At 67.0% G+C, this 24,387-nt stretch carries 22 protein-coding genes, 1 tRNA gene and 1 pseudogene; 18 read left to right on the forward strand and 6 right to left on the reverse strand.

The window, feature by feature from the left end; translation table 11 throughout:
* Window positions 1-70: 70 nt before the first annotated feature.
* Complete coding sequence (locus tag A7X97_RS05350; RefSeq protein WP_088497927.1) at window positions 71-1,186, forward strand: alkene reductase; 1,116 nt, start codon at window positions 71-73, stop codon at window positions 1,184-1,186.
* 131 nt (window positions 1,187-1,317) lie between these two features.
* Here the strand turns inward: A7X97_RS05350 and A7X97_RS05355 are convergent, their stop codons facing one another.
* Window positions 1,318-2,211, reverse strand: a complete 894-nt coding sequence (locus A7X97_RS05355) for a mechanosensitive ion channel family protein (protein ID WP_088496171.1) — start codon at window positions 2,209-2,211, stop codon at window positions 1,318-1,320.
* Between the two features lie 145 nt (window positions 2,212-2,356).
* A complete protein-coding gene (ppsA, locus tag A7X97_RS05360) occupies window positions 2,357-4,735 on the reverse strand; it encodes a phosphoenolpyruvate synthase (RefSeq protein ID WP_088496172.1) in 2,379 nt (792 codons plus the stop codon).
* 144 nt (window positions 4,736-4,879) lie between these two features.
* Here ppsA and ppsR point away from each other — a divergent pair, with 144 nt between their 5' ends.
* The 15 genes from ppsR to A7X97_RS05435 all read left to right on the forward strand — a co-directional run bounded on the left by ppsR (window position 4,880) and on the right by A7X97_RS05435 (window position 19,439).
* Window positions 4,880-5,701 carry a posphoenolpyruvate synthetase regulatory kinase/phosphorylase PpsR gene (gene ppsR / locus A7X97_RS05365; RefSeq protein WP_005417170.1) on the forward strand — a complete coding sequence of 274 codons (822 nt, stop codon included), beginning with the start codon at window positions 4,880-4,882 and terminating at the stop codon, window positions 5,699-5,701.
* 177 nt (window positions 5,702-5,878) lie between these two features.
* Entirely contained in the window at window positions 5,879-6,388 is a 510-nt protein-coding gene (locus tag A7X97_RS05370) for a DUF1249 domain-containing protein (RefSeq protein WP_032954273.1), read from the forward strand.
* Between the two features lie 42 nt (window positions 6,389-6,430).
* On the forward strand, window positions 6,431-6,919 hold the full coding sequence (locus tag A7X97_RS05375) for an NUDIX hydrolase (RefSeq protein ID WP_088496173.1): 489 nt from the start codon (window positions 6,431-6,433) through the stop codon (window positions 6,917-6,919).
* A 143-nt stretch (window positions 6,920-7,062) separates the two neighbouring features.
* The gene (locus A7X97_RS05380; protein WP_111007674.1) at window positions 7,063-7,680 is read left to right on the forward strand and encodes a DUF2239 family protein; all 618 of its coding nucleotides are present in this window, start codon (window positions 7,063-7,065) and stop codon (window positions 7,678-7,680) included.
* 117 nt (window positions 7,681-7,797) lie between these two features.
* Complete coding sequence (locus tag A7X97_RS05385; protein ID WP_088496175.1) at window positions 7,798-9,159, forward strand: MATE family efflux transporter; 1,362 nt, start codon at window positions 7,798-7,800, stop codon at window positions 9,157-9,159.
* A gap of 450 nt (window positions 9,160-9,609) precedes the next feature.
* Entirely contained in the window at window positions 9,610-10,224 is a 615-nt protein-coding gene (locus A7X97_RS05390) for a CDP-alcohol phosphatidyltransferase family protein (protein ID WP_019660264.1), read from the forward strand.
* A gap of 22 nt (window positions 10,225-10,246) precedes the next feature.
* The gene (phaE, locus tag A7X97_RS05395) at window positions 10,247-11,296 is read left to right on the forward strand and encodes a class III poly(R)-hydroxyalkanoic acid synthase subunit PhaE (RefSeq protein ID WP_088496176.1); all 1,050 of its coding nucleotides are present in this window, start codon (window positions 10,247-10,249) and stop codon (window positions 11,294-11,296) included.
* The gene (gene phaC, locus A7X97_RS05400; protein WP_005417157.1) at window positions 11,293-12,360 is read left to right on the forward strand and encodes a class III poly(R)-hydroxyalkanoic acid synthase subunit PhaC; all 1,068 of its coding nucleotides are present in this window, start codon (window positions 11,293-11,295) and stop codon (window positions 12,358-12,360) included. Before phaE ends, phaC begins: the two co-directional genes overlap by 4 nt.
* A 33-nt stretch (window positions 12,361-12,393) precedes the next feature.
* On the forward strand, window positions 12,394-12,762 hold the full coding sequence (locus A7X97_RS05405) for a YfeK family protein (RefSeq protein WP_032954276.1): 369 nt from the start codon (window positions 12,394-12,396) through the stop codon (window positions 12,760-12,762).
* A gap of 112 nt (window positions 12,763-12,874) precedes the next feature.
* A complete protein-coding gene (locus A7X97_RS05410; RefSeq protein ID WP_194430536.1) occupies window positions 12,875-13,033 on the forward strand; it encodes a PspC domain-containing protein in 159 nt (52 codons plus the stop codon).
* Window positions 13,034-13,077: 44 nt separating this feature from the next.
* Window positions 13,078-13,482, forward strand: a complete 405-nt coding sequence (locus A7X97_RS05415) for a hypothetical protein (RefSeq protein ID WP_088123871.1) — start codon at window positions 13,078-13,080, stop codon at window positions 13,480-13,482.
* Between the two features lie 383 nt (window positions 13,483-13,865).
* Complete coding sequence (locus A7X97_RS05420; protein ID WP_005417149.1) at window positions 13,866-14,081, forward strand: hypothetical protein; 216 nt, start codon at window positions 13,866-13,868, stop codon at window positions 14,079-14,081.
* Window positions 14,082-14,288: 207 nt separating this feature from the next.
* Complete coding sequence (locus A7X97_RS05425; RefSeq protein ID WP_072167437.1) at window positions 14,289-16,676, forward strand: Tex family protein; 2,388 nt, start codon at window positions 14,289-14,291, stop codon at window positions 16,674-16,676.
* Window positions 16,677-16,884: 208 nt separating this feature from the next.
* Entirely contained in the window at window positions 16,885-19,074 is a 2,190-nt protein-coding gene (locus A7X97_RS05430; RefSeq protein WP_072167438.1) for a PAS domain-containing protein, read from the forward strand.
* A gap of 62 nt (window positions 19,075-19,136) precedes the next feature.
* Window positions 19,137-19,439, forward strand: coding sequence for a hypothetical protein (locus A7X97_RS05435; RefSeq protein WP_072167439.1), 303 nt, complete (start codon window positions 19,137-19,139; stop codon window positions 19,437-19,439).
* On the opposite strand, the gene A7X97_RS05440 is transcribed toward A7X97_RS05435, so the two are convergent.
* Together A7X97_RS05440 and A7X97_RS05445 are read right to left on the reverse strand one after the other, a co-directional pair.
* Window positions 19,381-19,671, reverse strand: coding sequence for a putative quinol monooxygenase (locus A7X97_RS05440; RefSeq protein ID WP_061479066.1), 291 nt, complete (start codon window positions 19,669-19,671; stop codon window positions 19,381-19,383). The two genes, A7X97_RS05435 and A7X97_RS05440, sit on opposite strands and share 59 nt — an antisense overlap.
* Window positions 19,672-19,732: 61 nt before the next feature.
* Window positions 19,733-20,821: a DUF5694 domain-containing protein gene (locus A7X97_RS05445; protein ID WP_088496177.1), complete on the reverse strand. Its 1,089-nt coding sequence runs from the start codon at window positions 20,819-20,821 to the stop codon at window positions 19,733-19,735.
* Between the two features lie 532 nt (window positions 20,822-21,353).
* On the opposite strand from A7X97_RS05445, the gene A7X97_RS05455 reads away from it, so the two are divergent.
* Window positions 21,354-23,180, forward strand: a complete 1,827-nt coding sequence (locus tag A7X97_RS05455) for a methyl-accepting chemotaxis protein (protein WP_111007675.1) — start codon at window positions 21,354-21,356, stop codon at window positions 23,178-23,180.
* On the opposite strand, the pseudogene A7X97_RS22350 reads toward A7X97_RS05455, so the two are convergent.
* Together A7X97_RS22350 and A7X97_RS05470 are read right to left on the reverse strand one after the other, a co-directional pair.
* Window positions 23,091-23,415 (reverse strand): annotated as a pseudogene (locus A7X97_RS22350) (nucleotidyl cyclase domain-containing protein); the annotation flags it as partial. The gene A7X97_RS05455 and the pseudogene A7X97_RS22350 sit on opposite strands and share 90 nt — an antisense overlap.
* A 271-nt stretch (window positions 23,416-23,686) precedes the next feature.
* Window positions 23,687-23,772 (reverse strand) — tRNA-Leu (locus tag A7X97_RS05470).
* A gap of 132 nt (window positions 23,773-23,904) precedes the next feature.
* Here A7X97_RS05470 and A7X97_RS05475 point away from each other — a divergent pair.
* Window positions 23,905-24,285 carry a response regulator gene (locus A7X97_RS05475; protein WP_061479069.1) on the forward strand — a complete coding sequence of 127 codons (381 nt, stop codon included), beginning with the start codon at window positions 23,905-23,907 and terminating at the stop codon, window positions 24,283-24,285.
* The last annotated feature ends 102 nt before the right edge of the window (window positions 24,286-24,387 follow it).

Raw genomic sequence — 24,387 nt, forward strand, 5'->3', positions numbered from 1 at the left:
GTGCGTGCCTGTTGCCTGGCGGGCGCCATCCCCATTCTTGGTGGCACTCCTCCCGCAAGAGATCGCCGCCATGTTGTTCACTCCTCATCATCTGGGCGCACTGACGCTGCCCAACCGCATCGTGATGCCGCCGATGACCCGCTCGCGCTCGTCGGCCGGCAACGTGCCCACTGCCGAAATGGCCACGTATTACGCGCAGCGCGCCAGCGCCGGCCTGATCGTCAGCGAAGGCACTCAGATCAGCCCTCAAGGCCAGGGCTATGCCTGGACCCCGGGCATCCATAGCCCGGACCAGGTGAAGGGCTGGCGCCGGGTGACCGATGCCGTGCACGCTGCCGGCGGTCGCATCTACGCCCAGCTGTGGCATGTCGGCCGGGTCTCGCACGTGGCGCTGCAGCCGGGCGGCGCCGCGCCGGTGTCGTCGTCGGCGTTGTTGGCGGAAGGCGTGAAGGTGTTCGTCGACCCGACCGGGGCAGGTCCCGAAGCCGGGGTGGGCGAAATGATCCAGCATTCGATGCCGCGCGCGCTGCGCGAAGACGAGATTCCGGGCATCGTCGCCGACTACGCCGAGGCGGCACGCAACGCGCTGGACGCAGGCTTCGATGGCGTGGAGTTGCACGGTGCCAATGGCTACCTGATCAACCAGTTCATCGACTCGCAGGCCAACCAGCGCACCGACGGCTATGGCGGCGCGTTGCAGAACCGCCTGCGGTTCCTGCGCGAGGTGGTGCAGGCGGTGGTTGCGGTGGTCGGTGGTGATCGCGTCGGCGTGCGCCTGGCGCCACTGACCACGTTGCAGGGCGCGGTGGACGATACGCCGCAGGCGACCTATCTGGCGGCCGCGCATCTGCTGGGTGATCTGGGCGTGGGTTACCTGCACATTGCCGAAGCCGACTGGGACGATGCACCGCTGATGCCGGCGGCGTTCAAGCAGGCGCTGCGCATGGTCTACCCGGGTACGCTGATCTACGCCGGCAAGTACACCGCCGAACGTGCCGAGCAGGCACTGGCTGAAGGCTGGGCCGACCTGATCGGCTTCGGTCGCCCGTTCATCGCCAACCCGGATCTGCCGGAGCGGTTGCGCCTCGGGGTGGAGCTGGCCCCGCCGGATCGCGCCACGTTCTTCGGTGGCGGCGCGGCCGGTTTTACCGATTACCCGACGCTGGAAGAGCGCGTCGCGGCCTGATCCTGAAGGCTGCCGGCCAGCGGCCGGCACTACCGGTGCATGGAGATGGGTGGGTGCCGGCCAGCGGCCGGCACTACCAGGGGGCGCGGGGCAGGGTAGTGCCGGCCGCTGGCCGGCATTTCTGTTTGGGATCAGGGCTTGTCGCGCACCAGCGCGTCCGCCTCGACCACACCGCCATCCTTGCCGTGCAGGTACAGATGCATGTCCTGCTGCGGATACGGAATGTTGATGCCGGCCTTGTCATAGCCCAGCTTCAGCTGTTCCAGCAGCGTGACCTTGGTGCCGAACCAGTCGGCCGACTTCACGTAGCAGCGGATGCCGAGGTTGATCGCGTGCGCCCCTAACTCGTACACCACGACGTCCGGTGCCGGCGTCTGCAGCACGCGCGGGTCCGCCTTCATCAGCGCCAGCGCGGTGTCGCGTGCCAGCTGGATGTTGTCCTCGTAGCCGATGCCGATCACCAGTTCGACGCGGCGGGTCGGCTCGGCCGTCAGGTTGATGATCGGTGCGGCGGTGATCAGCGTGTTCGGAATGGTGGTGTGCTGGTTGTCGGCACCGGTGATGACGGTCTGGAAAATGCGCACTTCGCGCACCGTGCCGGTCTGTCCGGCCACGGTGACCACATCGCCGACGCGGAACGGCCGCAGTGTCACCAGCATCACGCCCGAGGCGATGTTGGACAGCGAATCCTTAAGGGCAAGGCCAACGGCCAGGCCGGCGGTGCCGAGCACGGCCAGCAGCGGCGTGATCTGCACGCCCAGCGTGCCGATGGCCAGCACCACTACGATCACCAGCGATGCGGCATACACCACGTTGCGCAGAAAGCTGCCGAGCATCGGATCCACGCCCATGCGCGCAGTGGCGCGCGGCATCGCGTTGGACAGGCGACGCGCCACCCACAGGCCCACCAGCAGCACCACGATGGCGGCCAGTAACGGCACACCGTAGGTTTCCAGCAGGCGCTCCCAGTTGAGCGAGTGGAACCAGGGCGTTGCGGCGGGGGCGGGAGGTGCGGCGGCGATCATGCGGAAGTCCTTTGCTGCGTAGCGATGTCTGCGTGGGGCCGGGCGTGCGTGGACGCCAGAAACAGCAAGCCCCGCAGAGGCGGGGCTTGCGTGCAGCAGCAGTATGGGCGGACGTCGATGAAAGCGACGTCAGCCCATCACGGCATCAGCCGTTGGCCTTCAGCTTGGCCAGGCGCAGCCAGGTGTCGACCACGGTGTCCGGGTTCAGCGACACCGACTCGATGCCTTCCTGCATCAGCCATTCGGCCAGATCCGGGTGATCGGACGGGCCCTGGCCGCAGATGCCGACGTACTTGCCCTTGGCACGTGCTGCCTTGATCGCCATCGACAGCAGCTTCTTCACTGCCGGGTTACGTTCGTCGAACAGGTGCGCGACGATCGACGAGTCGCGGTCCAGGCCCAGGCTCAGCTGGGTCAGGTCGTTGGAGCCGATCGAGAAGCCGTCGAAGATCTCCAGGAACTCATCGGCGAGCAGTGCGTTGGACGGCACTTCGCACATCATGATGATCTTCAGGCCGTTCTCGCCCTGCTTCAGGCCGTTCTGTTCCAGCACCTCGATGACCTTGCGGCCTTCTTCCAGGGTGCGCACGAACGGAATCATGACCCACAGGTTGTCCAGGCCCATTTCGTTGCGCACGCGCAGCACGGCCTTGCACTCCAGCGCGAAGGCGGCCGAGAAGCTCGGGTCGACGTAACGGCTGGCGCCGCGGAAGCCGATCATCGGGTTCTCTTCGTGCGGCTCGTAGTTGCTGCCGCCGATCAGGTTGGCGTACTCGTTGGACTTGAAGTCCGACAGGCGCACGATCACCGGGTTCGGTGCAACCGAGGCGGTGAGGGTGGCGATGCCTTCGGCCAGGCGGTCCACGTAGAAGCTGACCGGGTCACCATAGCCGGCGATCTTCTCGTCGATCTTCTTCCTGGTCGCGGCGTCCTGGCGGTCGTATTCCAGCAGCGCGTTCGGGTGGATGCCGATGTGGCTGGCGATGATCATTTCCAGGCGGGCCAGGCCGATGCCGGCGTTCGGCAGCTGGCCGAAGTCGAAGGCACGTTCCGGGTTGGCCACGTTCATCATGATCTTCAGCGGCGCCGGCGGCATGTTGCCCAGATCGGTCGTGGTGCGTTCGAAGCCGAGCTTGCCTTCGTAGATGAAGCCGGTATCGCCTTCAGCGCAGCTGACGGTGACCAGCTGGCCATCCTCGATGACCTGGGTGGCGTTGCCCGAACCGACCACGGCTGGCACGCCCAGCTCGCGCGCGATGATCGCGGCGTGGCAGGTGCGGCCACCGCGGTTGGTGACGATGGCCGAGGCGCGCTTCATCACCGGTTCCCAATCGGGATCGGTCATGTCGGCGATCAGCACGTCGCCCGGCTGCACGCGGTTCATGTCGTCCAGCGTCTTCACCACGCGGGCCACGCCCGAACCGATCTTGGCGCCGACGGCACGGCCCTCGGCCAGCACCTTGCCGCCCTTCTCGGTCAGCGCGAAGCGCTCGATCTGGGTGGCGTGGCTGCGCGACTTCACCGTTTCCGGGCGCGCCTGCACGATGAACAGCTTGCCGCTGACACCGTCCTTGGCCCACTCGATGTCCATCGGGCGGCCGTAGTGCTTTTCGATGACCAGCGCCTGCTTGGCCAGTTCCTGCACGTCCTCGTCGCTGATCGAGAAGGTGGTGCGCAGTTCGGCCGGCGTGTCTTCGATACGGACGCGCTCACCGGGGACATCCGAATACACCATGCGGATCGCCTTGCTGCCGAGCGAGCGGCGCAGGATCGCCGGCTTGCCGGCCTGCAGGGTGGGCTTGTAGACGTAGTATTCGTCCGGATTGACCGCGCCCTGCACGACCATCTCGCCCAGGCCGAACGAGGAGGTGACGAACACCACGTCGCGGAAGCCGGACTCGGTGTCCAGGGTGAACAGCACGCCGGAGGAACCGACGCCCGAACGCACCATCAGCTGCACGCCGGCGGACAGGAACACGTCCTCATGCTTGAAGCCGTGGTGCACGCGGTAGGCGATGGCGCGGTCGTTGTACAGCGAGGCGAACACTTCCTTGACCTTGTGCACGACGTCGTCGGCACCGGTCACGTTGAGGAAGGTTTCCTGCTGGCCGGCGAAGGACGCATCCGGCAGATCCTCGGCAGTGGCAGACGAACGCACGGCCACGGCCACGTCGCCGCCGCCATTCTCGGCGCTCAGCTTGGCGTAGGCGGTGCGGATGTCCTGGTCCAGCTGCGGCTGCAGCGGGGCGTCGATTACCCAGCCGCGGATTTCCTTGCCGGCGGCGGTCAGCGCGTTGACGTCCTCGACGTCCAGCGTGGCCAGCCTGTCGAAGATGCGCTTGGACAGGTCGTTGTGCGCGATGAAGTCCTTGAAGGCTTCAGCGGTGGTGGCATAACCGCCCGGCACCGAAACGCCCAGACCGGCCAGGTTGCCGATCATCTCGCCCAGGGACGAATTCTTGCCGCCTACGCGGGCCAGATCGGCCAGACGCAGTTCGTGCAACCACAGGATGTTCTCGTTCAAGCGCGATGCTCCGTTTGGCCATCGCCCGAGGCGGGCTGAGTGGCCGCGTCCGTAGGAAGAAGCCGATATGATGCCGGGCAGAGCACCGTCGGCACAAGCTTGTGCTGGCGGCCTTTTTAAGCTTTGTAGGGGGTAAAAGCGCGCATGTCGACCATCCGTCCGGTGTTCTACGTTTCCGATGGAACCGGTATCACCGCTGAAACCATTGGGCATAGCCTGCTGACCCAGTTCTCCGGGTTCAGCTTCATTACCGATCGGATGTCGTTTGTCGACGACCCTGAAAAAGCGCGTGAAGCCTGCGCCCGGATCCAGGCGGCGGGGGAGCGGTACCAGGTCCGGCCGATCGTGGTGAACTCCTGCGTGGACCAGAGCCTGAGCCTGATCCTGGCCGACAGCGGGGCGCTGATGCTGGATGTGTTCGCGCCGTTCATCGAGCCGCTGGAGCGTGAACTGGCCAGCCCGCGTCTGGCCCGGGTCGGCCAGGCCCACGGCATGGTCGATTTCGACACGTACCACCGCCGCATCAACGCGATGAACTTCGCCCTGACCCATGACGACGGCATCGCGGTGAACTATGACGATGCCGACGTGATCCTGGTGGCGGTGTCGCGCGCCGGCAAGACGCCCACCTGCATCTACCTGGCTCTGCATTACGGAGTGCGCGCGGCCAACTACCCGCTGACCGACGAAGACCTGGAAAGCGACCGCCTGCCGCCGCGCCTGCGCAACTACCGGCGCAAGCTGTTCGGGTTGACCATCGATCCGGACCGCCTGCAGCAGATCCGCCAGGAGCGCCGTCCGAACTCGCGCTACGCGAACCTGGACACCTGCAAGCGCGAGGTGGCCGCGGCCGAGACCATGTTCCGCATGGAGCGGATCCCGACCCTGAGCACCACCCACACCTCGATCGAGGAGATTTCCAGCAAGGTGCTGGCCACATTGGGGCTGCAGCGCGAGCTGTATTGATCCTTTCCGGCGCGCCTGGCTGCGCCCGTAGAGCCGAGCCCACGCTCGGCTGGGCCAGCGGGTTCTGGCCGAAGCGCAGCCGAGCGTGGTCTCGGCCCTGCAGGGGGATCGTCGTCGTCGGGTTGGCTGTGGCTTGAGGCGCCCCCACGTTGAAGCACCAACGTGTAGGATCGACCCATGGCCCGAGCCTTGCCCCGTACCGAACGCATTCCCCGCCTGAGCCGGCTGAGCTGGCTGATGGGCCTGTACGCGGAGAACTACCGCCATCTGGTGCGCCTGTTCGAACCGGCGGGACTGGCGGCGGGCAGCTACATTTCCTCGATCGGCGACGGCCTGGATGTCCGCCTGGACGTGATCGAGTGCCACCGCTATACGGTGGAACTGCGGCTCACCTACGACATCGCCGACCCGGTCACCGGCGAGCCGGATCCTTCGGCCTATGTTCGCCTGTACCGTGACGCGCGCCAGGCCGAGACCACCCATTGCTACGTCGGCCGCCGCTGGCAGGACACCATGGGCCTGTACCCGCCGCCGGCGGAGTTGATCAGCCATCGCATGCGGATGAACACCTTCCTCGGCAAGTGGCTGGAATACCTGGCCGAGCGCGGCCACGGCGTCGCCACGCTGCGCCGTGACCCCGATGGCGCCGGTGCGCCTGCCGAGCGCCGCCTGTCGCTGGTGCGCTGATCGGCCATAATCCAGGGCTGACCTGCCGCTGGATACCGCCCCATGCCGTACACCCCGATCGTCGCCACCCTGGGCTATGTACTGTCGCCCGATCGTCGCCAGGTGCTGATGATCCATCGCAATACGCGCCCCGGTGACCATCACCTCGGCAAGTACAATGGCCTGGGTGGCAAGATCGAAGCGGACGAGGACGTGGCGGCCAGCATGCGCCGCGAGATTGCCGAGGAAGCCGGCATCGACTGCACCGGCATGCGCCTGCGCGGCACTCTCAGCTGGCCCGGTTTCGGCAGGCACGGCGAAGACTGGCTGGGCTTCGTGTTCGTCATCGACAGCTTCGAAGGCACCCCGCACGGCGGCAACCACGAAGGCACGCTGGAGTGGGTGGATCTGGACAAGCTGGACACGCTGCCGATGTGGGAAGGCGACCGCAACTTCCTGCCGCTGGTGTTCGACGCCGACCCGCGCCCGTTCCACGGCGTGATGCCTTACAAGGACGGGCGCATGGTCAGTTGGTCCTACAGCCGGCTGTGACCCGGCGAATCGGGGAGGTGCCAACCGTTCCGGTGGGTGCCAACCCGGGTTGGCAGGCTCTTTCGGTCAATTAATACCCGGGCAATATTGACGACCATAAATTACCCGGGCAATATTCGCGCATCACCTCTGATGCCATTGCCATGCCTGCGTCCCGACTCCCTCCCTTCAGTTGTTTCGACGGCCATCGCCTCGTTGCCTGCGGCAGCCCGGAAGTGGCGGCACTGGCGCTCAAGCGGCTGCGCGCCGACAACGCTGCCGGACCATTGCTGGTGTTCGACAACGCCACCGGCCGCACCCGCGATTTCGATACGCGCGGCAGTGACGAGGAACTGCTGGCGCGGGTAACCGAAGCGTTTCCCCCCTCTGGCGAGGCGGATGCCGAGATCACTGCCGAAGACGCTGCGGCGACCCCGCGTGGCCGTGGCCGCCCCAAGCTGGGCGTGGTCGCCCGTGAAGTGACCTTGCTGCCGCGCCATTGGGCGTGGCTGGCAGAGCAGCCGGGCGGGGCCTCGGTGGCATTGCGAAAACTGGTGGAGGCGGCCAGCCGCGTCGGTGCGGACAAGGACCGCTGGCGTCGCGATGCCGAGCGCGCCTATCACTTCCTGCAGACCATCGCCGGTGACCTGCCGGGCTTCGAGGAGGCCATCCGCGTGCTGTTCGCGCACGACCGTACGGGCCTTGAAGCGGTGCTGCATTCCTGGCCCAGGGATGTGCGCGACCACGCCCTGCGTCTGGCGTTCGACAGCGCTGACGGCTGAACCATCGCGCCGTCGTTGAGCGGCGGCGCCACCTGATCGCGGGCTGCGGCCCGGTCCCCTGTGCTTGCTTTGCTGGTGGAAACGCCGGGCAGGGCAGCGCCTTGCCCAGAGAACCCCATGAACTCCCCTGTACATCCCACGCCCCTGGTCGCGCCGCCTCTGTGGCGCACCTACCTGGCCCTGCTGCTGCCGATGCTGCTGACCAATGCGCTGCAGCTGGCCGCAGGCACGCTGGACAACATCTACCTCGGCCATCTGCTCGGTACCCAGGCGGTGGCCGTGGCCGCTGCGTTCTTCCCGGTCTTCTTCCTGCTGCTGGCCCTGGTGATGGGCCTGGCGACCGGCGCGATGGTGCTGATCGGGCACGCCTGGGGCGCGGGTCGGCCGCAGCAGGTGCGCGCGGTGGCTGGCAGTGCGGTGGCGCTGATCCTTGTGCTGTCGGTGCTGGTGATGGCTCTGGGGAGCGGTTTCGCACCACAGCTTCTGATGTCACTGGGTACACCGGCACCGATCCTCGGTGAGTCCATCGTCTACGCGCGCGTGCTGCTGCTGGCGGCGCCGGCGTTCTTCCTGCTGTGGCTGGCCACTGCCGTGAGCCGCGCAGTAGGCGATGCGAAGACGCCGCTGCATGCGCTGCTGCTGGCCACGGCGGTGGGCCTGCTGTGCACGCCGCTGCTGATTCTGGGCTGGGCCGGCCTGCCGCGGCTGGGATCGGCCAGTGCGGCGGTGTCGGCGGCGTTTGCCTCGCTGTTGGCCCTGGGCTGGCTGTTGTTGCGTTGGCATCGGGCAGGACATCCCTTGGCACCGGGCCCTGAGTTGTTGCATGCCATTCGTTTCGATGGCGCGATCATCCGATCGATGCTCCGCATCGGCATACCCTCCTCGCTGCAGATGCTCAGCCTGGCCGTCGCCGAAATCGTGTTGCTGGGCTGGATCAACCGTTACGGCTACACCGCTACGGCCGCCTACGGTGCGGTCAACCAGCTGATGAACTGGGTGCAGTTGCCGGCAATGTCGTTGGGGATCACCGCCACCATCCTCGCGGCGCATGCGATGGGCGCCGGGCGTACAGCACGGCTGCCGGCCATCGCCCGGACGGGTGTGCTGGTGGCGCTGGCGACGCTGAGCGTGGTGGTGGTGCTGGTTGTGGCGCTGGCGCGCGGGCTGACCGGGCTGATCCTGGCGGCAGCCGACGTGCGCGAGCTGGCTGCGTTGCAGCTGCGCACTGTGGTGTGGGGCGTGCTGGCGATGGGAATCAGCGCGGTGCTTGTCGGGGTGATGCGCGGCAGCGGCACGGTATGGTTGCCAGCGTTGCTGGGTATGGCAGCGGTGCTGCTGGTGGAACTGCCGCTGGCGATATGGATGCAGGCGCAGCACGGGCTGGCCGGCGTGTGGTGGGCGTGGCCGCTGGGGTTGCTGGCCATGCTGGTGATGCAGGTGTTGTGCTTCGCGCGTTGGCGGCGGGTGCAGGCTGGGTAGTGCCGGCCGCTGGCCGGCACTCCGGAATGGCAGGGGCAGCCGGCCAGCGGCCGGCTCTACCACTTCAGGGCCGCTGCGCCAGCAGCAGGTGGAAGCATCCGGCATCATCATCGTCCGTCACCAGGAATCGGACGTGGCGGCGGGCCCGCCGGTGACCATAGCGCCGACCTCGCGGCTTGGGAAGTAGGGAAACCCCGCGTCAGGGTGATGAGGAAATGTCCACCGTCGCAGTCGGTGAGATCTGGTTGTCCACAGGGGGTGTGGATTACGCGTGGGCAACTTTGTGGATAAGCCGCGACAGGCGCCACCCCCCTAGGCTGTCAAGATGGGTGGCGAAAAATTCACCGCCGGTGAGGGCGGGTGAGGGGGCGGTGAAGGTGGCCCCGTCAGCGCTGTCCCCAGCGGCGGCGCTCGCGGTAACCTGTGGGCCTTGATGCTCCGTGAGTCCCCATGAAACGTCACTTCTCGATGCTGCGCGAATTCCAGCTGGCCGACTGGTTCACCCTGGCCAATGCTTTCTGCGGCACCGGTGCGGTCTTCGCTGCGATGCGCTTCCTGCAGGATGGCGAGCGCGGCTACCTGCTGTTCGGCATGGCGCTGATCCCGTTGGCCTTCATCTTCGACGCCCTTGATGGGCGCATCGCGCGCTGGCGCAAGTCCAGCTCCACCCTCGGCCGCGAGCTGGACTCGCTGTCCGACGTGATCTCCTTCGGGGTGGCCCCAGCGGCGCTGGCCTATGCCTGTGGCATGCAGGGTGGCTGGGACTGGCTGGTGCTGAGCTACTTCGTCTGCTGCGGCGTCAGCCGCCTGGCACGCTACAACGTCACTGCCGAGGCAATGACCGGCGATGAGGGCAAGGTCACGTATTTCGAGGGCACCCCGATCCCGACCAGCCTGGTGCTGGTGATCGTACTGGCGATCGCCGCCGGCACCGATGCCATCGGCCAGAACATCTGGTTCGGCCAGTGGCAGATCGGACCGTGGCAGCTGCACCCGATGGTGCTGTTGTTCGCCCTGTCCGGGTCGCTGATGATCAGCAAGACCCTGCGTATCCCCAAGCCATGAGCCAGCCCTGCGGAGGCCTGCGATGACCAGCTCGGCCCACGATGCCGGCAGCAGCGATTTCGAGACGCTGGCCCGGCAGTACTTCGGCGCCTGGGGTGATGCTCTGCGCCATGCGGGCGCGCCCGCTGCACCTGCCGGTGACGACCCCGGCAGCTGGCAACGGTTGTTTGACTGGTGGGGCCAATTGCTGCCCGAACAGGCGCCCGGCGCGCCGGAAGATGCCATGCGCCGGTTCCGCGAACAGGCGGGCAGCTGGTACGGCACCATGCAGGAGGTCGCCGCTCGGTTTGCCGGCCGCGACGCCAGCAGTGCCGACGTGGCCCAGGCCTGGCGTGAGGCGGTGCAGGGGCAGGGCGACGGCATGCTGCAATGGATGCTGCAGGGTGCCCGCGGCAGCACCCACGCCGGTGCCGCAGTACCTGAATTCGCCGCATGGCTGCAGCAGTTCCAGCTGCAGGCGGGCCCGTGGCTGCAGGGCCCGGCATTCGGCCCCGGCCGCGAGCACCAGGCGCGCTGGCAGGCCCTGCTGCGTGCGCAGGAAGAATACCAGCAGCATTCGCGCGCCTATGTCGACCAGATCAAGCGGGCATTGGACGAGGCATTTGCGCTGTTCGAGCAGCGCCTGGCCGAGCACGAACAGCCGGGCAGCCAGCTGACCAGCGCCCGCGCGATGTTCGACCTGTGGATCGAAGTGGCCGAGGAGGCCTACGCCAAGGTCGCCATGTCCGAACCGTTCCAGCAGGTGTACGCCTCGCTGGGCAACGCGCAGATGCGTCTGCGCGCCGGCCTGCAGCGCGAGGTGGAACAGATGAGTGAACGTATCGGCCTGCCGACCCGCAGCGAGATGGATGCCGCACACCGCCGCATCGCCGAGCTGGAGCGCAGCCTGCGCCGGCTGCAGGCACAAGTGGCGGTGCTGGCTGGAACCGCTGCGGTCGATCCGGTGGCGCAGCCGACGCCGGCGAAGGTGAAGCCAGCCGCCCGCAAGGCCGCGAAGAGGGCCGCGCCGGCAAAGAAGGCGGCTGCCAAAAAGTCCGAATCTCGCACCACCTCACGGGCACGTGACCGATGAAGGGACCGCTGGGCTTCAACGCCGATGACCTGATGCAGGAAACCCTGGCGATGCAGCGCAAGCTGATGGAAGGGCTGAAGCTGCTGCCGCAGGTGGAAGACGTTGACTATGGCGTGACCGCCCGCGAGGAAGTGTGGCGCGACGGCAAGGTGGTGCTCTACCGCTTCGTCGGCGAACAGGCGCCGACCCGGCGCACGCCGCTGCTGATCGTCTACGCGCTGGTCAACCGGCCGTACATGGTCGACCTGCAGGCCGACCGCTCCCTGGTGCAGAAGCTGTTGGCGCTCGGGCAGGACGTGTACGTGCTGGACTGGGGCTACCCGGATCGTTCGGAGCGCTTCCAGACGCTGGAGGACTATCTGCTGCGCTATATCGATGGTGCGGTGGATGCACTGCGCGTGCGCAGTGGCGGCCCGATCGACCTGCTCGGCATCTGCCAGGGCGGTGTGTTCGCGCTGTGCTATGCCGCGCTGCGCCGGGAGAAGCTGGGCAAGCTGATCACCATGGTCACCCCGGTCGATTTCCAGACGGCCGACAACATGCTCTCGCACTGGGCGCGGCAGGTGGACGTGGATCTGCTGGTGGATACGCTGGGCAACATACCGGCTGACCTGATGAATGCCAGCTACCTGATGCTCAAGCCATTCCGCCTGAACGTGCAGAAGTACGTCGGTCTGCTCGATATCCTCGACGACAAGGCGGCGCTGGAGGATTTCCTGCGCATGGAAAAATGGATCTTCGATTCGCCGGACCTGGCGGGCGAGGCGTTCCGTGACTTCATCAAGCAGTTCTACCAGGGCAACGGCCTGGTGAACGGTACGGTGCGGATCGGCGAGGAAGCCGTGGATCTGTCGCAGGTGACCTTGCCGGTGCTGAACATCTATGCCGAGCAGGACCATCTGGTACCGCCGGACGCCTCGCGCGCGATGCGTGGGCGCCTGGGCACGGACGACTACACCGAGTCCAGTTTCCGCGGTGGCCACATTGGTATCTATGTGTCCGGCCGCGCCCAGCGCGAAGTGCCGGCCACGATCGATGGCTGGTTGAAGGCGCGTGACCTGTAGAGTCGAGCCATGCTCGATTGACCTGGGGGGATGATGACGTACCGGATTTCGTTGATTCTTGCGGCACTGCTGGCAGCACAATTTGCCCACGCCGCACCCAGTGCCGATGCACGCCGGGAGATCGCCCAGCTGATTTCCAGCCTGGACGGCTCGCAGTGCCGTTTCCAGCGCAATGGCAGCTGGTACGACGGCGGCGATGCGCGCGCTCATCTGCAGCGCAAGTACGACTACCTGCTGAAGAAGGACATGGTGGACAGCGCCGAGCAGTTCATCGAGCGCGCCGCCAGCCAGAGCAGCATGAGCGGGAAGCCTTACCGCATCCAGTGCCCGGGGCAGCCTGAACAGACCGCGGCCGCCTGGTTCGGTGCGCGCCTGCAGGCGCTGCGTCTCCGCACGCCGTAGACACGGAGGCGGTGTAGAGTCGCGGCGTGCTCGACTGATTCTGCCCGCAAGCCGAGGAGACACCGCCGTGAACACCACGCCCAAGACGCTGTCGCGTTCATTGAACGACCGCATGATTGCCGGCGTGATGGGCGGCATTGCCCATCGCTTCGGCTGGAACCCCACCCTGGTGCGGATCGTGTTCGTGCTGGTATCGATCGGCTCGGCCGCCTTCCCCGGCATTCTGATCTACCTGATCCTGTGGCTGCTGATTCCGAACGAGGCGGATTGAACACCGCCGCTCGATCCCGGCCGCTCTGGCTGCGCGCGCTGCAGATGCTGGGCGCCGCATGGACGCTGCCCAACACACTGATCGGCCTGATCGGCGGCCTGGCCGGCATGCTTGGCGGCGCGACGCTGCGATGGAGCGGGCGGGACTGCGCCGTGGTGTTCGATCACTGGCCGTGGGGGCCGGGCGGTGCGATCACCCTGGGCAACGTGATCCTGCATACCGGCCATGACCTCGGCATCTGTTGCCGGACCTATGCGCATCAGGCGGGGTGGGGCGTGGAGCCGCTGATTCGGCTGGACGACCACGAGCGCGCGCACGTTTACCAGTACATGGTGCTGGGGCCGTTGTACCTGCCGGTGTACCTGCTGTGTGGTGGGGTGAGTGCACGCAATCCGTTCGAACGCGCGGCCGATCATTTCGCCCGGTTCGGGCGTGGTTGGTGGCCGTAGTTTCCAGCCAACGGCGCGGCCCCTCGTGGGTGGTGATGCCTGGTTGTCAAATGCAAAACCCTCGCGCTGGTCGGTCGGGTTGGGTTCACGGCGTCCCCGGCCTACCCACCCTCCCGGCCAGCCCACAGGAAACCGGCTTTCCGCGACCAACCAAACCACCCACGAGGGGCTGCGCCGTTGGCGGGAATCCCCGCGATTCGTTAGCCGGAAGTTAAAGATCCGTAAGCATTCTGCTGCGATCCCGCAGTCATCTGCATGCAACCGATCGTCATTAGCCTTCGTGACGTTCCAGTCAGGTTCGACGCGGTAAGCTCTCCCTCGATGAGCTCGCAGCATCGCTCATCGAGCGCAGTACGCAGTAGCAATTTGGAGGAAGACATCACATGGCAATCGTTCTTTATGTCGGTGGTAGCAAGGATGGCGAGAAGGGCGTGGTGCCCTACGGCTTCAGCAAATCCCGCGCCGACACCGCGCTGGGGCCGGAGTTCTACACGGAGCGGTTCATGGAACTGCAGGGTGTCGGCAAGGTCCGCCTGATGGCCCTGGAAGGCATGCGTGACGACATCGTCATGCAGCGCGCCGCCCGCCACTACCGCTGACCGTCGCAACACGCGGCAGGGCGCGCCCACCATCGCGCGCCCGCGCCGGCATCCCAGCCCCGGGCCAGTCCGAGCCCGCTCTTTGCCAGGATGCCGGCGTCCAATCCGGCTTCGCCGCTGAACCTCGCCCCCTGTCAATGCCTTGTCCGGCTCCGTCGCGGATTGCCAGAATGGGGGCTTCCCGAAACGCGGCACAGACCTGAAGCAATGCACGACGCCAAGAACGCCCAGAGCGCGCTCGCCCAGCAGATCGCCCAGACCATCGCCGACGAAATCGGTGCCCAGTCCGCCCAGGTACGCGCCGCCGTCGGCCTGCTCGACGAAGGCGCCAGCGTTCCGTTCATCGCGCGCTACCGCAAGGAAGTGACCGGTGGCCTGGACGACACCCAGCTGCGCAACCTGGAAACCCGGCTGACCTACCTGCGCGAGCTGGAGGACCGTCGCGCGGCGGTGCTGGCCAGCATCGGCGAGCAGGGCAAGCTCAGTGACGAGCTGCGCAATGACATCCTGGCCGCCGATACCAAGAGCCGGCTGGAAGACCTGTACCTGCCGTACAAGCCCAAGCGCCGCACCCGTGCGCAGATCGCCCGCGAGGCCGGCCTGGAGCCGTTGGCCGATGGCCTGCTGGCCGACCCGACGCAGGACCCGCAGACGTTCGCGGCCACCTTCGTCGACGCCGACAAGGGCGTGGCCGACGCCAAGTCCGCGTTGGAAGGCGCGCGCGCGATCCTGATGGAGCGCTGGGGCGAAGACGCCGCGCTGGTCGGTGAACTGCGCACCTGGCTGGGCGAGACCGGCGTGATCCGTGCCCGCGTCGCCGAGGGCAAGGAAACCGAGGGCGCCAAGTACCGCGACTACTTCGAGCATGCCGAGGCGCTGGCGAAGATTCCGTCGCATCGCTTGCTGGCACTGTTCCGTGCGCGCCGCGAGGAGATCCTGTTCCTGGAACTGGACCCGGGCAGCGATGCCGAGGCTGGCCATCAGTACGCCGAAGGACGCGTGGCGCGCAAGGCCGGCATCGCCGACCAGGGCCGTGCCGCCGACCGCTGGCTGCTGGATGCGTGCCGGCTGACCTGGCGTGCCAAGCTGCACACCCATCTGCTGCTGGACCTGTTCAACCAAGCTCGCGAAAAGGCCGAAGCCGAAGCCATCGCGGTGTTCGGCGACAACCTGAAGGACCTGTTGCTGGCGGCACCCGCCGGCCCGAAGACCGTGCTCGGACTGGACCCGGGCATCCGCACCGGCTGCAAGATCGCCGTGGTCGATGCCACCGGCAAGCTGGTCGCCACCGACACCATCTACCCGCACGAGCCGCGTCGCCAGTGGGAGCAGTCGCTGCAGACGATCAAGCAGCTGTGCGCCAAGCACAACGTGGAACTGATCGCGATCGGCAACGGCACTGCCAGCCGCGAAACCGACAAGCTGGCCGGTGAAGCGATCAAGGCCGCTGCCAACCCGAAGCTGCAGAAGGTAGTGGTCAGCGAGGCCGGGGCGTCGGTGTACTCGGCGTCCGAGTTCGCGGCCAGGGAGTTCCCGGAGCTGGACGTGTCGCTACGTGGGGCGGTGTCGATCGCCCGCCGCCTGCAGGACCCGCTGGCCGAACTGGTGAAGATCGAACCCAAGGCGATCGGTGTCGGCCAGTACCAGCACGATGTGGATCAGTACCGCCTGGCGCGCGCGCTGGATGCCCGCGTGGAGGACTGCGTGAACGCGGTGGGCGTGTACGTGAACACCGCTTCGGCTGCACTGTTGTCGCGGGTGTCCGGCCTGTCGGCCACGGTGGCCGAGAACATCGTGCGCCACCGTGATGCGAACGGCCCGTTCAAGCGCCGCAAGGACCTGCTGAAGGTCGCGCGCCTGGGCGAGAAGACCTTTGAACAGTGCGCGGGCTTCCTGCGCATTGCCGACGGTGATGAACCGCTGGATGCTTCGGCGGTACACCCGGAAGCCTACCCGGTGGTCGAGCGCATCGTTGCCAGCACCGCGCGCCCGATCAAGGCGCTGATCGGTGATGGCAGCTTCCTGCGCGGCCTGAAGGCCGAGCAGTTCACCGATGCCACCTTCGGCGTGCCGACCGTGCGTGACATCCTCAAGGAACTGGAGAAGCCGGGCCGAGACCCACGCCCCGAGTTCAAGGCGGCACGATTCGCCGAGGGCGTCGAGGACATCAAGGACCTGCGCGAGGGCATGGTGCTCGAGGGTGTGGTCAGCAACGTGGCGGCCTTCGGTGCCTTCGTCGATATCGGTGTGCACCAGGATGGCCTGATCCACATATCGGCACTTTCCGATACGTTCGTGAAGGACCCGCGCGACGTGGTCAAGGCCGGCGATATCGTCAAGGTGAAGGTGCTGGAGGTGGACGTGGCGCGCAAGCGCATCGCCCTGACCCGGCGCCTGGACGATACCCCCGGGCAAGCCACCAGCCGCCCGGGACAGCGTGATGAGCGCGGTCATGGGCAGGGTCCGCGCCGCGATGCAGGCGGCCAGAACCGCGGGCTGAACCGGGGTCAAGGCAATGGTGGCCGTCCCGCCGCGTCCGCGCCCCCGGCCAACAACGCCCTGGCCGAGGCCTTCGCGCGCGCCAAGCGCAGTTGAGGACCGCGTTCCCCGTCACACTTGATTCATGGCGGGGGACTTGTCGATTTTCCCCGTGATTGCGCACACTTGCGCTTGAGGGGAGGCGTCCGGCCACCCCGCTGTTGCTGGGGAGGGCCATGACGCCAGCACCACCCGTTGCTCGTACCGGCGGTCGCAGCGCTGCGCTGCGTTCGGCGCCTGCCCGTGCCGGCAGGAGACCGGATTGATGCCGGGCCAGGGCATCCACGGCAATGGACTGCTGGAGCGCCGCCTGCAGGAGCTGGCGGAAGAGCGTCGCCGCCTGGCGATGATCATCGACGGTACCGCCGCGGGAACCTGGGAATGGAACGTGCAGACCGGCGAGATGCGGGTCAATGCGCGCTGGGCCGAGATCGTCGGTTACCGCCTGGAAGAGCTGGAACCCATCTGCCAGAAGACGTTCCTGAGGCTGGTCCATCCCGATGACATTGCGTTGTCCGATGCTGCGCTGGACGACCATTTCCAAGGGCGCAGCGACAACTACGCCTGCCTGCTGCGCATGCGCCACAGGAACGGCCAGTGGATCTGGATCCAGGACCGTGGCCGCGTCTTTGAATGGGACGGGCAGGGCAAGCCGCTGTGGATGGCCGGTGCCCATGCCGACGTCACCGAGCTGCAGCAGGCGAGACAGGACGCGGCCGAAACCCGCCAACGCCTGCAGGCCGTGGTCGATGCGTCCGATGAGGTAGCGGTGATCGCCACCGATACCGATGGCACCATCACCCTGTTCAACACGGGTGCGGAGCGCCTGCTGGGCTACAGCGCAGCGGAGGTGGTCGGCCAGCGCCGGCTCGATGCGTTCCACGATCCGGAGGAACTGAATGCCTGGCTGGAGCCGCTGGCCGATGCCGAGGGCAACCTTCCCGACGTGTTCGAAGCGCTCAGTGCCCGCGCTGACGGGCAGACCTACTCGCGGCAGTGGACGTTGCTGCGCAAGGAGGGCCTGCCACGCCAGGTGCGCCTGTCGATCAGCCGCATGGAAGGTGCCGATGGCGCACGCATCGGCTACGTCGGCATGGCCATCGACATCACCGAAATTCTGCAGGCACGGGCCGAGGCGCGGCTGTCGGCGGAGAAGTTCGCCGGTGCATTCACGTCGGCGGCGTTGGGCATGGCGCTGGTGTCGCTGGAGGGGCGTTGGCTGGACGTCAATGATGCGCTGTGCCGGATCCTGGGTTACCCGCGCGAAGAGCTGCTGCAGGTCGACTTCCAGCGCCTGACCCATCCCGATGACCTGCAGACCGACCTGGCCCTGGTGCAGGACCTGCTGGCCGGACGGCGCAGCCATTACCACCTTGAAAAGCGCTATCTCGACCGCGACGGCCGCATCATCTGGGCGCGGCTGTCGGTGTCGCTGGTGCGCAGCGAGCATGGCCAGCCGCTGCACTTCGTGTCGCAGATCCAGGACATCACCGCCCAGCGCAGCAGTGAGCAACGCCTGTTCGAGAGCGAACAGCGCAGCCGCATCACCCTGGATGCGGTGGCCGACCTGGTGCTCAGCGTCAACCTTGACGGCCGCATCGACTATGCCAACGCGGCCGCGGTACGCACCCTGGCCGGTGATGGCGCGCTGTCGCTGGCCGGGCACAAGGTGCAGGACGTGCTGGCGCTGACCACCGAGTACGCGCCCGGCTCGGTACTGGATGTGTCGGTACTGCTGGACCCGGAGAGCAACGCGGTGGACCTGCACGCCGACCTGCTGCTGCGCCTGGGCACGGCAACGGTGCCGGTGGACCTGACGCGGGCCTGGCTGCGCGATGACGAAGGCCATGTGCGCGGCGCGGTGTGGGTGCTGCGCGACGACACCCAGCAGCGGGCGCGGCAGCGCGAAGCCCGCCACCTGGCCGAGATCGATCCACTCACCGAACTGAGCAACCGCCGCGGTTTCGAGGTGCACCTGCAGCAGGCGATCACCCGCGTCGAGCGCACCGGGCAGGCCGCCTCGCTGATGTACATCGATCTGGACCGCTTCAAGCCGGTCAACGACACCTGGGGCCACCTGGCCGGCGATGCCGTGCTGTGGGCGGTGGCCAGTGTGCTGCGACATGGTGTGCGTGATTCGGACGTGGTGGCGCGGCTGGGCGGCGACGAGTTCGCGGTGATCCTGTCCGGGTGTACGCCGCGTCGTGCCGCACGGATCGGCGGTGAACTCCTGCAGACCCTGTCAGCGCTGTCCATCCCGTGGGATCAGCATCGGCTGCGGGTCGGTGCCAGCATCGGCATCGCGCCCCTGGCGGGGGGCATGAGCGTGGACCAGGCAGTGGCCGCTGCCGATGCACAGTGCTACCGGGCCAAGGCGCTGGGGCGCAACAACGTGCAGGTGCAGGGCGAGCTGTCGGAGCTTCCAGGCGACGATGCCGATGCCGCCCAGGACTGATCTCAGTCTGTGAGAGGACGCGCGCGAATACTGTGCGCATCTCCCCTGAAGCAGGTGAACCCATGAATGCCTGGAACCCGGTTGCGGTACGCATGTTCATCCCGGCGCTGGTCGGCTGGTGCCTGGCGCTGGCCACCTGCCTGCGCGCCGAACAGCTGCGCGGCGACCCGTACGCGCAGGCGTTGTTGCCCGTATTGCAGCAAGGCGCGGTCGCGCTGCTGGTCCTGAGCCTGGCCTGCACGGTTGCGGCCTGCGTGTTGCTGTGGCGGCATGGCCGCGGCGACGGCGGGCGTCTCGCTTCCGGCACTACACCCGTGCCGCGTCCATCAGCAGGACCCGGCACGGTGCGCGCTGGAACGCGTTGATCTGAGGCACCAGACGCTGGAAGTGCTCGCTGGCGCAATGGATATCCAGAGCGTCGCGGTCCGGCCATTGCTCGATGAAGACGAAATGCCCGGGGTCCTTCTGGTCGACGAACAGTTCATAGCCGAGGCAGAGCGGCTCTCGCCGCGTGCATGCGACCAGCTCGCGGTACAGGGGAAGCACGGTGTCCACCGCATCGGGATGGATGAAATCCTCGGCGATCACTTTCAGCATGTCGGCACCTGCAGACGGGCCTTGCAGGATAGTGCCAGCGCATCGCGTGCACCTATCCTGGTCAACGCAATACCGTGTCCGTACTGACCAGCTGCACGTCGTGCATCTGATTGAGGTAGGCCTCGTAGTAGCCCTTGTGCGAGGCACCGACGATGGCCAGCATTCGGCTGCCAGGGTGCAGGCCCAGCACGTCGCGGACGTTGGCGACCATGCGCAGGTTGCGGGTTTCCCAGTAACCGACATACATCCGGCCGAACGCCTTGGAGGACGGCTCGACGAGCGTCGCGCCGAAGTCGCTCTGGTACGCTGCCATCGCTGCCGCGGGGCTGTTGTAATCCCGATACAGCGCCATGACGCCGCCGGGCTTGTCCAGATTGGCCACGAGGCGTTCATCGGCCTCCCGTCGCGCCCGCAAGTACGTATTGTTCCAGGCACCGGTGATGGCTGCACTGGCCGCCGCCTTATCCTCTGCCGGTGTGGGAGAATCGGCCGTGTGGTCGTCCACGGCCCACAGCCGTTCATGCCCGAGGCGGGCGGCAACGACGGCGGCGATCAGGCTGGTTTCATTGCGGCGGACCAGGCCTTTGCCGAGGATCTCGACCAGGGCCGGCGTCAGCCCATCGCCGGCTTTGCGCTCGGACGCAGGCAGGCGCAGCCATTGCACCTGCGCCGAGCCGCGTTCGCCCGCAGCCAGGAACAATGCGGCGAGCCGACGACGCTGGGCGGGCGTCGGCTCGTCCGGCCATGTCGCAAGCAGGCGCTCGGCCTGGGCGTTCGCTGAAGGCACGTCCAGGCCCGTGGCAGCCTGCGCAGCGGTGGTGTCGAAGCAGTAGGTGGCCACGCTCTCCGCATAGCGTTCCGGGTAGCGACGCATGGAATCGCACTGGAGGCCGGACAGGTCTTCGGTGGCGATCAGCCCGGGCTTCCAGGCGACCAGTCGCTGCAGCAACGGTTCAAGCAAGGCGGGCTGGAAGGACTTTGGCAGGCCGGACAGGTGGGCGGTGCCCAGTACCAGCACCTCGTTCGGTCGCCCTGCAGGCGGCCCCTTCAGCTGGTCCGGCTGGAAGGCGGGCCGATAGGTGGCATCGGCAGCGAGGGCGCCGGTACTGCACAGGCCCAGGATCAGGAAGCTGGCCAAGCGTGGGAACATGCGATCTCCGTGTCAGTGAGCGTCCTGCGGTTCGCTGCATGCTGGCCATTTTCACCTGCCATGGAATCGCCCGTTGGTCATGCAAACCTTTTGGGCTTGAACTGCATCGGCGTGCCGGGCAAGGCTATGCTCAGTGACGGCGGCAACGCGCGATATGTTCCGTGACGACAACCCTTGCCCCGCCGAGCGTGAGCAGAATGTGAAGTACATCGCGATTGTCTACCGCGTCCCTGCAGCCGCATCTGAAGTTGCGACGGACGTCGCGTAATCCGGCTAAAGCCACCGATCGCCTCGCCGATACTCCCTCTGGATCCCGCTCCAGTCACCCGCCGCAGGACCCCAGGCCGTCCCCGATGGTCGGCCCGCGCTGTGTGTTCCGCCGCTCCCAGATGCCGATCGCACCCGCAGCAGACGTTCGTGGCAGTCGCTCGAGAGGTGCCGGTCGGCACCTGTAGTCCCTGGCACCTGAAGTTGCCGCCGGGCATCCCGCCCGTCGGGTCGCAACCGCTTACCGGACACCGAGGATCAGACAATGCTCATTCCAGGCTTCACGGCGGGCGCGCAGGCACCGGCCGAGCTGCATACCCGTTGGTCGCCGTGGCGTGCCCTGCTGGGCGCGCTGGCGCCCCAGCACCGCACCGGCGCGGAGGCCGTGTCCGACGGCCGTGCCGAGCTGGAAGCCCAGGTCGCGGCGCTGCACCGGGTTCAGGCGGTCATCGAGTTCGCCCTCGATGGCACCATCCTGCAGGCCAATGACAACTTCCTGCAGGCGATGGGCTACCGGCTGGAGGAGATCCAGGGAAAGCATCATTCCCTGTTCGTCGATCCCGAGCAGGCGCGCAGCGCCGAGTACCGCGACTTCTGGGCGCGGCTGGGGCGTGGCGAATATGACGCTGGCCAGTACCGGCGCTTCGGCAAGGGCCAGCGCGAGATCTGGATCCAGGCCTCGTACAACCCGGTGCTGGAGCGGCAGGGGCGGCCTTACAAGGTGGTCAAGTTCGCCACCGACATCACCGCGCAGAAGCTGCAGGCGGCCGACTCGGCCGGGCAGCTGGCGGCGATCGACAAGTCGCAGGCGGTGATCGAGTTCGGCATGGACGGTCGCATCCTTTCGGCCAACGACAACTTCCTGGCCGCCACCGGCTACAGCCTGGACGACGTGCGTGGCCAGCACCACTCGCTGTTCGTCGAGCCCGAGTATCGTGGCAGTGCCGAGTATCGCCAGTTCTGGGAGAAGCTCGGCCGTGGCGAATACGATGCCGGCCAGTACCGGCGCCTCGGCAAGGGCGGGCGCGAGGTCTGGATCCAGGCGTCCTACAACCCGATCCTGGATCTCAATGGAAAGCCGTTCAAGGTCGTCAAGTACGCCACCGACATCACCGCGCAGGTGCATGAGAACCAGGCCATGCAGCGCGCCGTGGCGCAGACCCGTGAAGTGGTGGCGGCCGCGAAGGAGGGCGACCTGACCCGGCGCGTGGCCACCGCCGACAAGCACGGGCCGATCGCCGAGCTGTGCGAAGGCGTGAATTCGCTGGTCGAGGCGATGGCTGCGATCATCGGCCAGATCAAGTTCGCCGCCGACACCATCGCCGTCGGTGCCACCGAGATCGCGCAGGGCAACAGCGATCTGTCGCAGCGCACCGAGCAGCAGGCAGCGTCGCTTGAGGAGACCGCCGTGTCGATGAAGGGCCTGGCCGAGACCGTGCAGCGCACCGCGAGCAACGCACGGCAGGCCAGTCAGCTGGCCGGTGGGGCTGCCGATGTCGCTGCGCGTGGCGGCAACGTGGTGCACGAAGTGGTCGAGACCATGGCGGTGATCAACGCATCCTCGCGGCGCATCGTCGACATCATCGGCGTGATCGACGGCATCGCTTTCCAGACCAACATCCTTGCGCTGAACGCGGCGGTGGAGGCGGCGCGTGCGGGCGAACACGGGCGTGGCTTCGCCGTGGTCGCCACCGAGATCCGCGAACTGTCGCAGCGCTCGGCCAGTGCCGCCAAGGAGATCAAGCAGCTGATCGATGCGTCGGTGGCCAATGTCGGTGCCGGCACCGCGCAGGTTGAGAGCGCCGGCCGCACCATGGACGAGATCGTGCTCAACGTGCGCCGGGTCAGTGACCTGATGTCCGAGATCAGCACGGCCGCACAGCAGCAGAGCGACGACATCCAGCAGATGAACCACGCTGTCGATCTTATCGACCAGGGCACCCAGCAGAACGCTGCGCTGGTCGAGGAAGCCTCGGCCGCGGCGCGCAGCATGGAGGAGCAGTCAGCGCAGCTTCTGCAGACCGTGGCCAGCTTCCGCGTGCAGGGTGGGGCGGGGCACCTGCATGGCGCGGCGGTGCTGCGCGCGGTCTAGGCCCGGCGGTCGGAGTGTTGTTCCCCGGCCTCGTGGGTCGGCCTGCTCATGCGCAGCCTGCCAGGCTACGCCGATGCTGATGGTCACATGGGCCTCAGCGGCGGGCAGGGCGGCGGCTTCCACGGCGGCGCGCAGGCGCTCGCAGGGCGGCGATGAATTCCTCGCCGCCGTCGCGGGCCAGCAGGTCATCACCACGTTGCGGGCAGCCGTCGAGGATCGCGGCGACCACCTGCAGGTTGTTGGCGTCCCCAGCGCCCGGCGCTGATCGGATGCATCAGCCAGATAGCGGGCGATCTGCAGCGCCATCGCCCGTTCGGAAACGTCGCCCCAGCTGGTGTGCTCGGTCACGCCCGGCAGCGAGAAGTAGTGGGACCGGGCGACGGCGTCGGACGCCCGCAGGAGGGGCAGCCGCGCGGGCAGGGCATGCTGGGGCATGCTTGCCAGTGTCGTGCGCTCGAGTCCAGGAAATGCAAAAGGCCAGGTCATGGACCTGGCCTTTGATGCAGTGGTGCCGGTGAAAGGACTCGAACCTTCATGGGGTCACCCCCGGCTGATTTTGAGTCAGCTGCGTATACCATTCCGCCACACCGGCAGGCAGCGTGCGAGTGTAACCGAGGTCGGCAGGCGATGCATAGTAGGAGGGCCTATGAGGGCGGTTTCTGTCGGCATTGGCCCCTTGATAGCTATACTCCCAGCGTGCAATTGCCTCCAGGAGCGGTAGCCGATGACAGTGTTGCAGGACCTGAGGGTGCTGGTGGTCGAGAACGACGAAATGAGCGCGGCCCTGCTGCAGATGCAGCTGGTGCATGCCGGTGCGGTCGTGGTTGGCCTCGCAGCGAGTGTGTCCGAGGCCCTGCGGCTGCTGGAGCAGAGCACTCCTGACGTGGCCCTGCTGGATTACCGCCTGGCCCGCAACGAGACTAGTGAGCCGGTGGCTGCAGCGCTTTCGGCGCGCGGCATTCCGTTCGTGCTGGCCACCGGGATGCTGGCCGAGCAGCTGCCGGCGCCGATGTTGGCCGGCCTGCTGCTGGTCAAGCCGTACCTGTCGGCTGATCTGTCACGCGCGCTGGCGCGTGCGGTGGGTCGCTCCAGCGTCAAGGCCTGAGCCGTCCGCCACGGAGCAGCAGGGGGATACTGCCGACGGCTGAATGCTCGCGTCTGCGAAGTTCGGCGGCAACCCCTGATCCAGGAACCCCGCCCAGGCGGG

Source organism: Stenotrophomonas sepilia (genome assembly GCF_003244875.1).
Taxonomy (GTDB): Bacteria; Pseudomonadota; Gammaproteobacteria; order Xanthomonadales; family Xanthomonadaceae; genus Stenotrophomonas; species Stenotrophomonas sepilia.

Bases quoted from the DNA above. Each gene is read 5' to 3' on its own strand.
- A7X97_RS05420 (WP_005417149.1), top strand. From the start codon at position 13,866: ATGGCAATCGTTCTTTATGTCGGTGGTAGCAAGGATGGCGAGAAGGGC.
- A7X97_RS05435 (WP_072167439.1), top strand. From the start codon at position 19,137: ATGAATGCCTGGAACCCGGTTGCGGTACGCATGTTCATCCCGGCGCTG.
- A7X97_RS05445 (WP_088496177.1), bottom strand. From the start codon at position 20,821: ATGTTCCCACGCTTGGCCAGCTTCCTGATCCTGGGCCTGTGCAGTACC.
- A7X97_RS05355 (WP_088496171.1), bottom strand. From the start codon at position 2,211: ATGATCGCCGCCGCACCTCCCGCCCCCGCCGCAACGCCCTGGTTCCAC.
- A7X97_RS05440 (WP_061479066.1), bottom strand. From the start codon at position 19,671: ATGCTGAAAGTGATCGCCGAGGATTTCATCCATCCCGATGCGGTGGAC.
- A7X97_RS05385 (WP_088496175.1), top strand. From the start codon at position 7,798: ATGAACTCCCCTGTACATCCCACGCCCCTGGTCGCGCCGCCTCTGTGG.
- A7X97_RS05375 (WP_088496173.1), top strand. From the start codon at position 6,431: ATGCCGTACACCCCGATCGTCGCCACCCTGGGCTATGTACTGTCGCCC.
- phaC (WP_005417157.1), top strand. From the start codon at position 11,293: ATGAAGGGACCGCTGGGCTTCAACGCCGATGACCTGATGCAGGAAACC.
- A7X97_RS05425 (WP_072167437.1), top strand. From the start codon at position 14,289: ATGCACGACGCCAAGAACGCCCAGAGCGCGCTCGCCCAGCAGATCGCC.
- A7X97_RS05415 (WP_088123871.1), top strand. From the start codon at position 13,078: ATGCTGGGCGCCGCATGGACGCTGCCCAACACACTGATCGGCCTGATC.
- ppsR (WP_005417170.1), top strand. From the start codon at position 4,880: ATGTCGACCATCCGTCCGGTGTTCTACGTTTCCGATGGAACCGGTATC.
- phaE (WP_088496176.1), top strand. From the start codon at position 10,247: ATGACCAGCTCGGCCCACGATGCCGGCAGCAGCGATTTCGAGACGCTG.
- A7X97_RS05405 (WP_032954276.1), top strand. From the start codon at position 12,394: ATGACGTACCGGATTTCGTTGATTCTTGCGGCACTGCTGGCAGCACAA.
- A7X97_RS05370 (WP_032954273.1), top strand. From the start codon at position 5,879: ATGGCCCGAGCCTTGCCCCGTACCGAACGCATTCCCCGCCTGAGCCGG.
- A7X97_RS05350 (WP_088497927.1), top strand. From the start codon at position 71: ATGTTGTTCACTCCTCATCATCTGGGCGCACTGACGCTGCCCAACCGC.
- A7X97_RS05390 (WP_019660264.1), top strand. From the start codon at position 9,610: ATGAAACGTCACTTCTCGATGCTGCGCGAATTCCAGCTGGCCGACTGG.
- A7X97_RS05430 (WP_072167438.1), top strand. From the start codon at position 16,885: ATGCCGGGCCAGGGCATCCACGGCAATGGACTGCTGGAGCGCCGCCTG.
- A7X97_RS05410 (WP_194430536.1), top strand. From the start codon at position 12,875: ATGATTGCCGGCGTGATGGGCGGCATTGCCCATCGCTTCGGCTGGAAC.
- A7X97_RS05455 (WP_111007675.1), top strand. From the start codon at position 21,354: ATGCTCATTCCAGGCTTCACGGCGGGCGCGCAGGCACCGGCCGAGCTG.
- A7X97_RS05475 (WP_061479069.1), top strand. From the start codon at position 23,905: ATGACAGTGTTGCAGGACCTGAGGGTGCTGGTGGTCGAGAACGACGAA.
- A7X97_RS05380 (WP_111007674.1), top strand. From the start codon at position 7,063: ATGCCTGCGTCCCGACTCCCTCCCTTCAGTTGTTTCGACGGCCATCGC.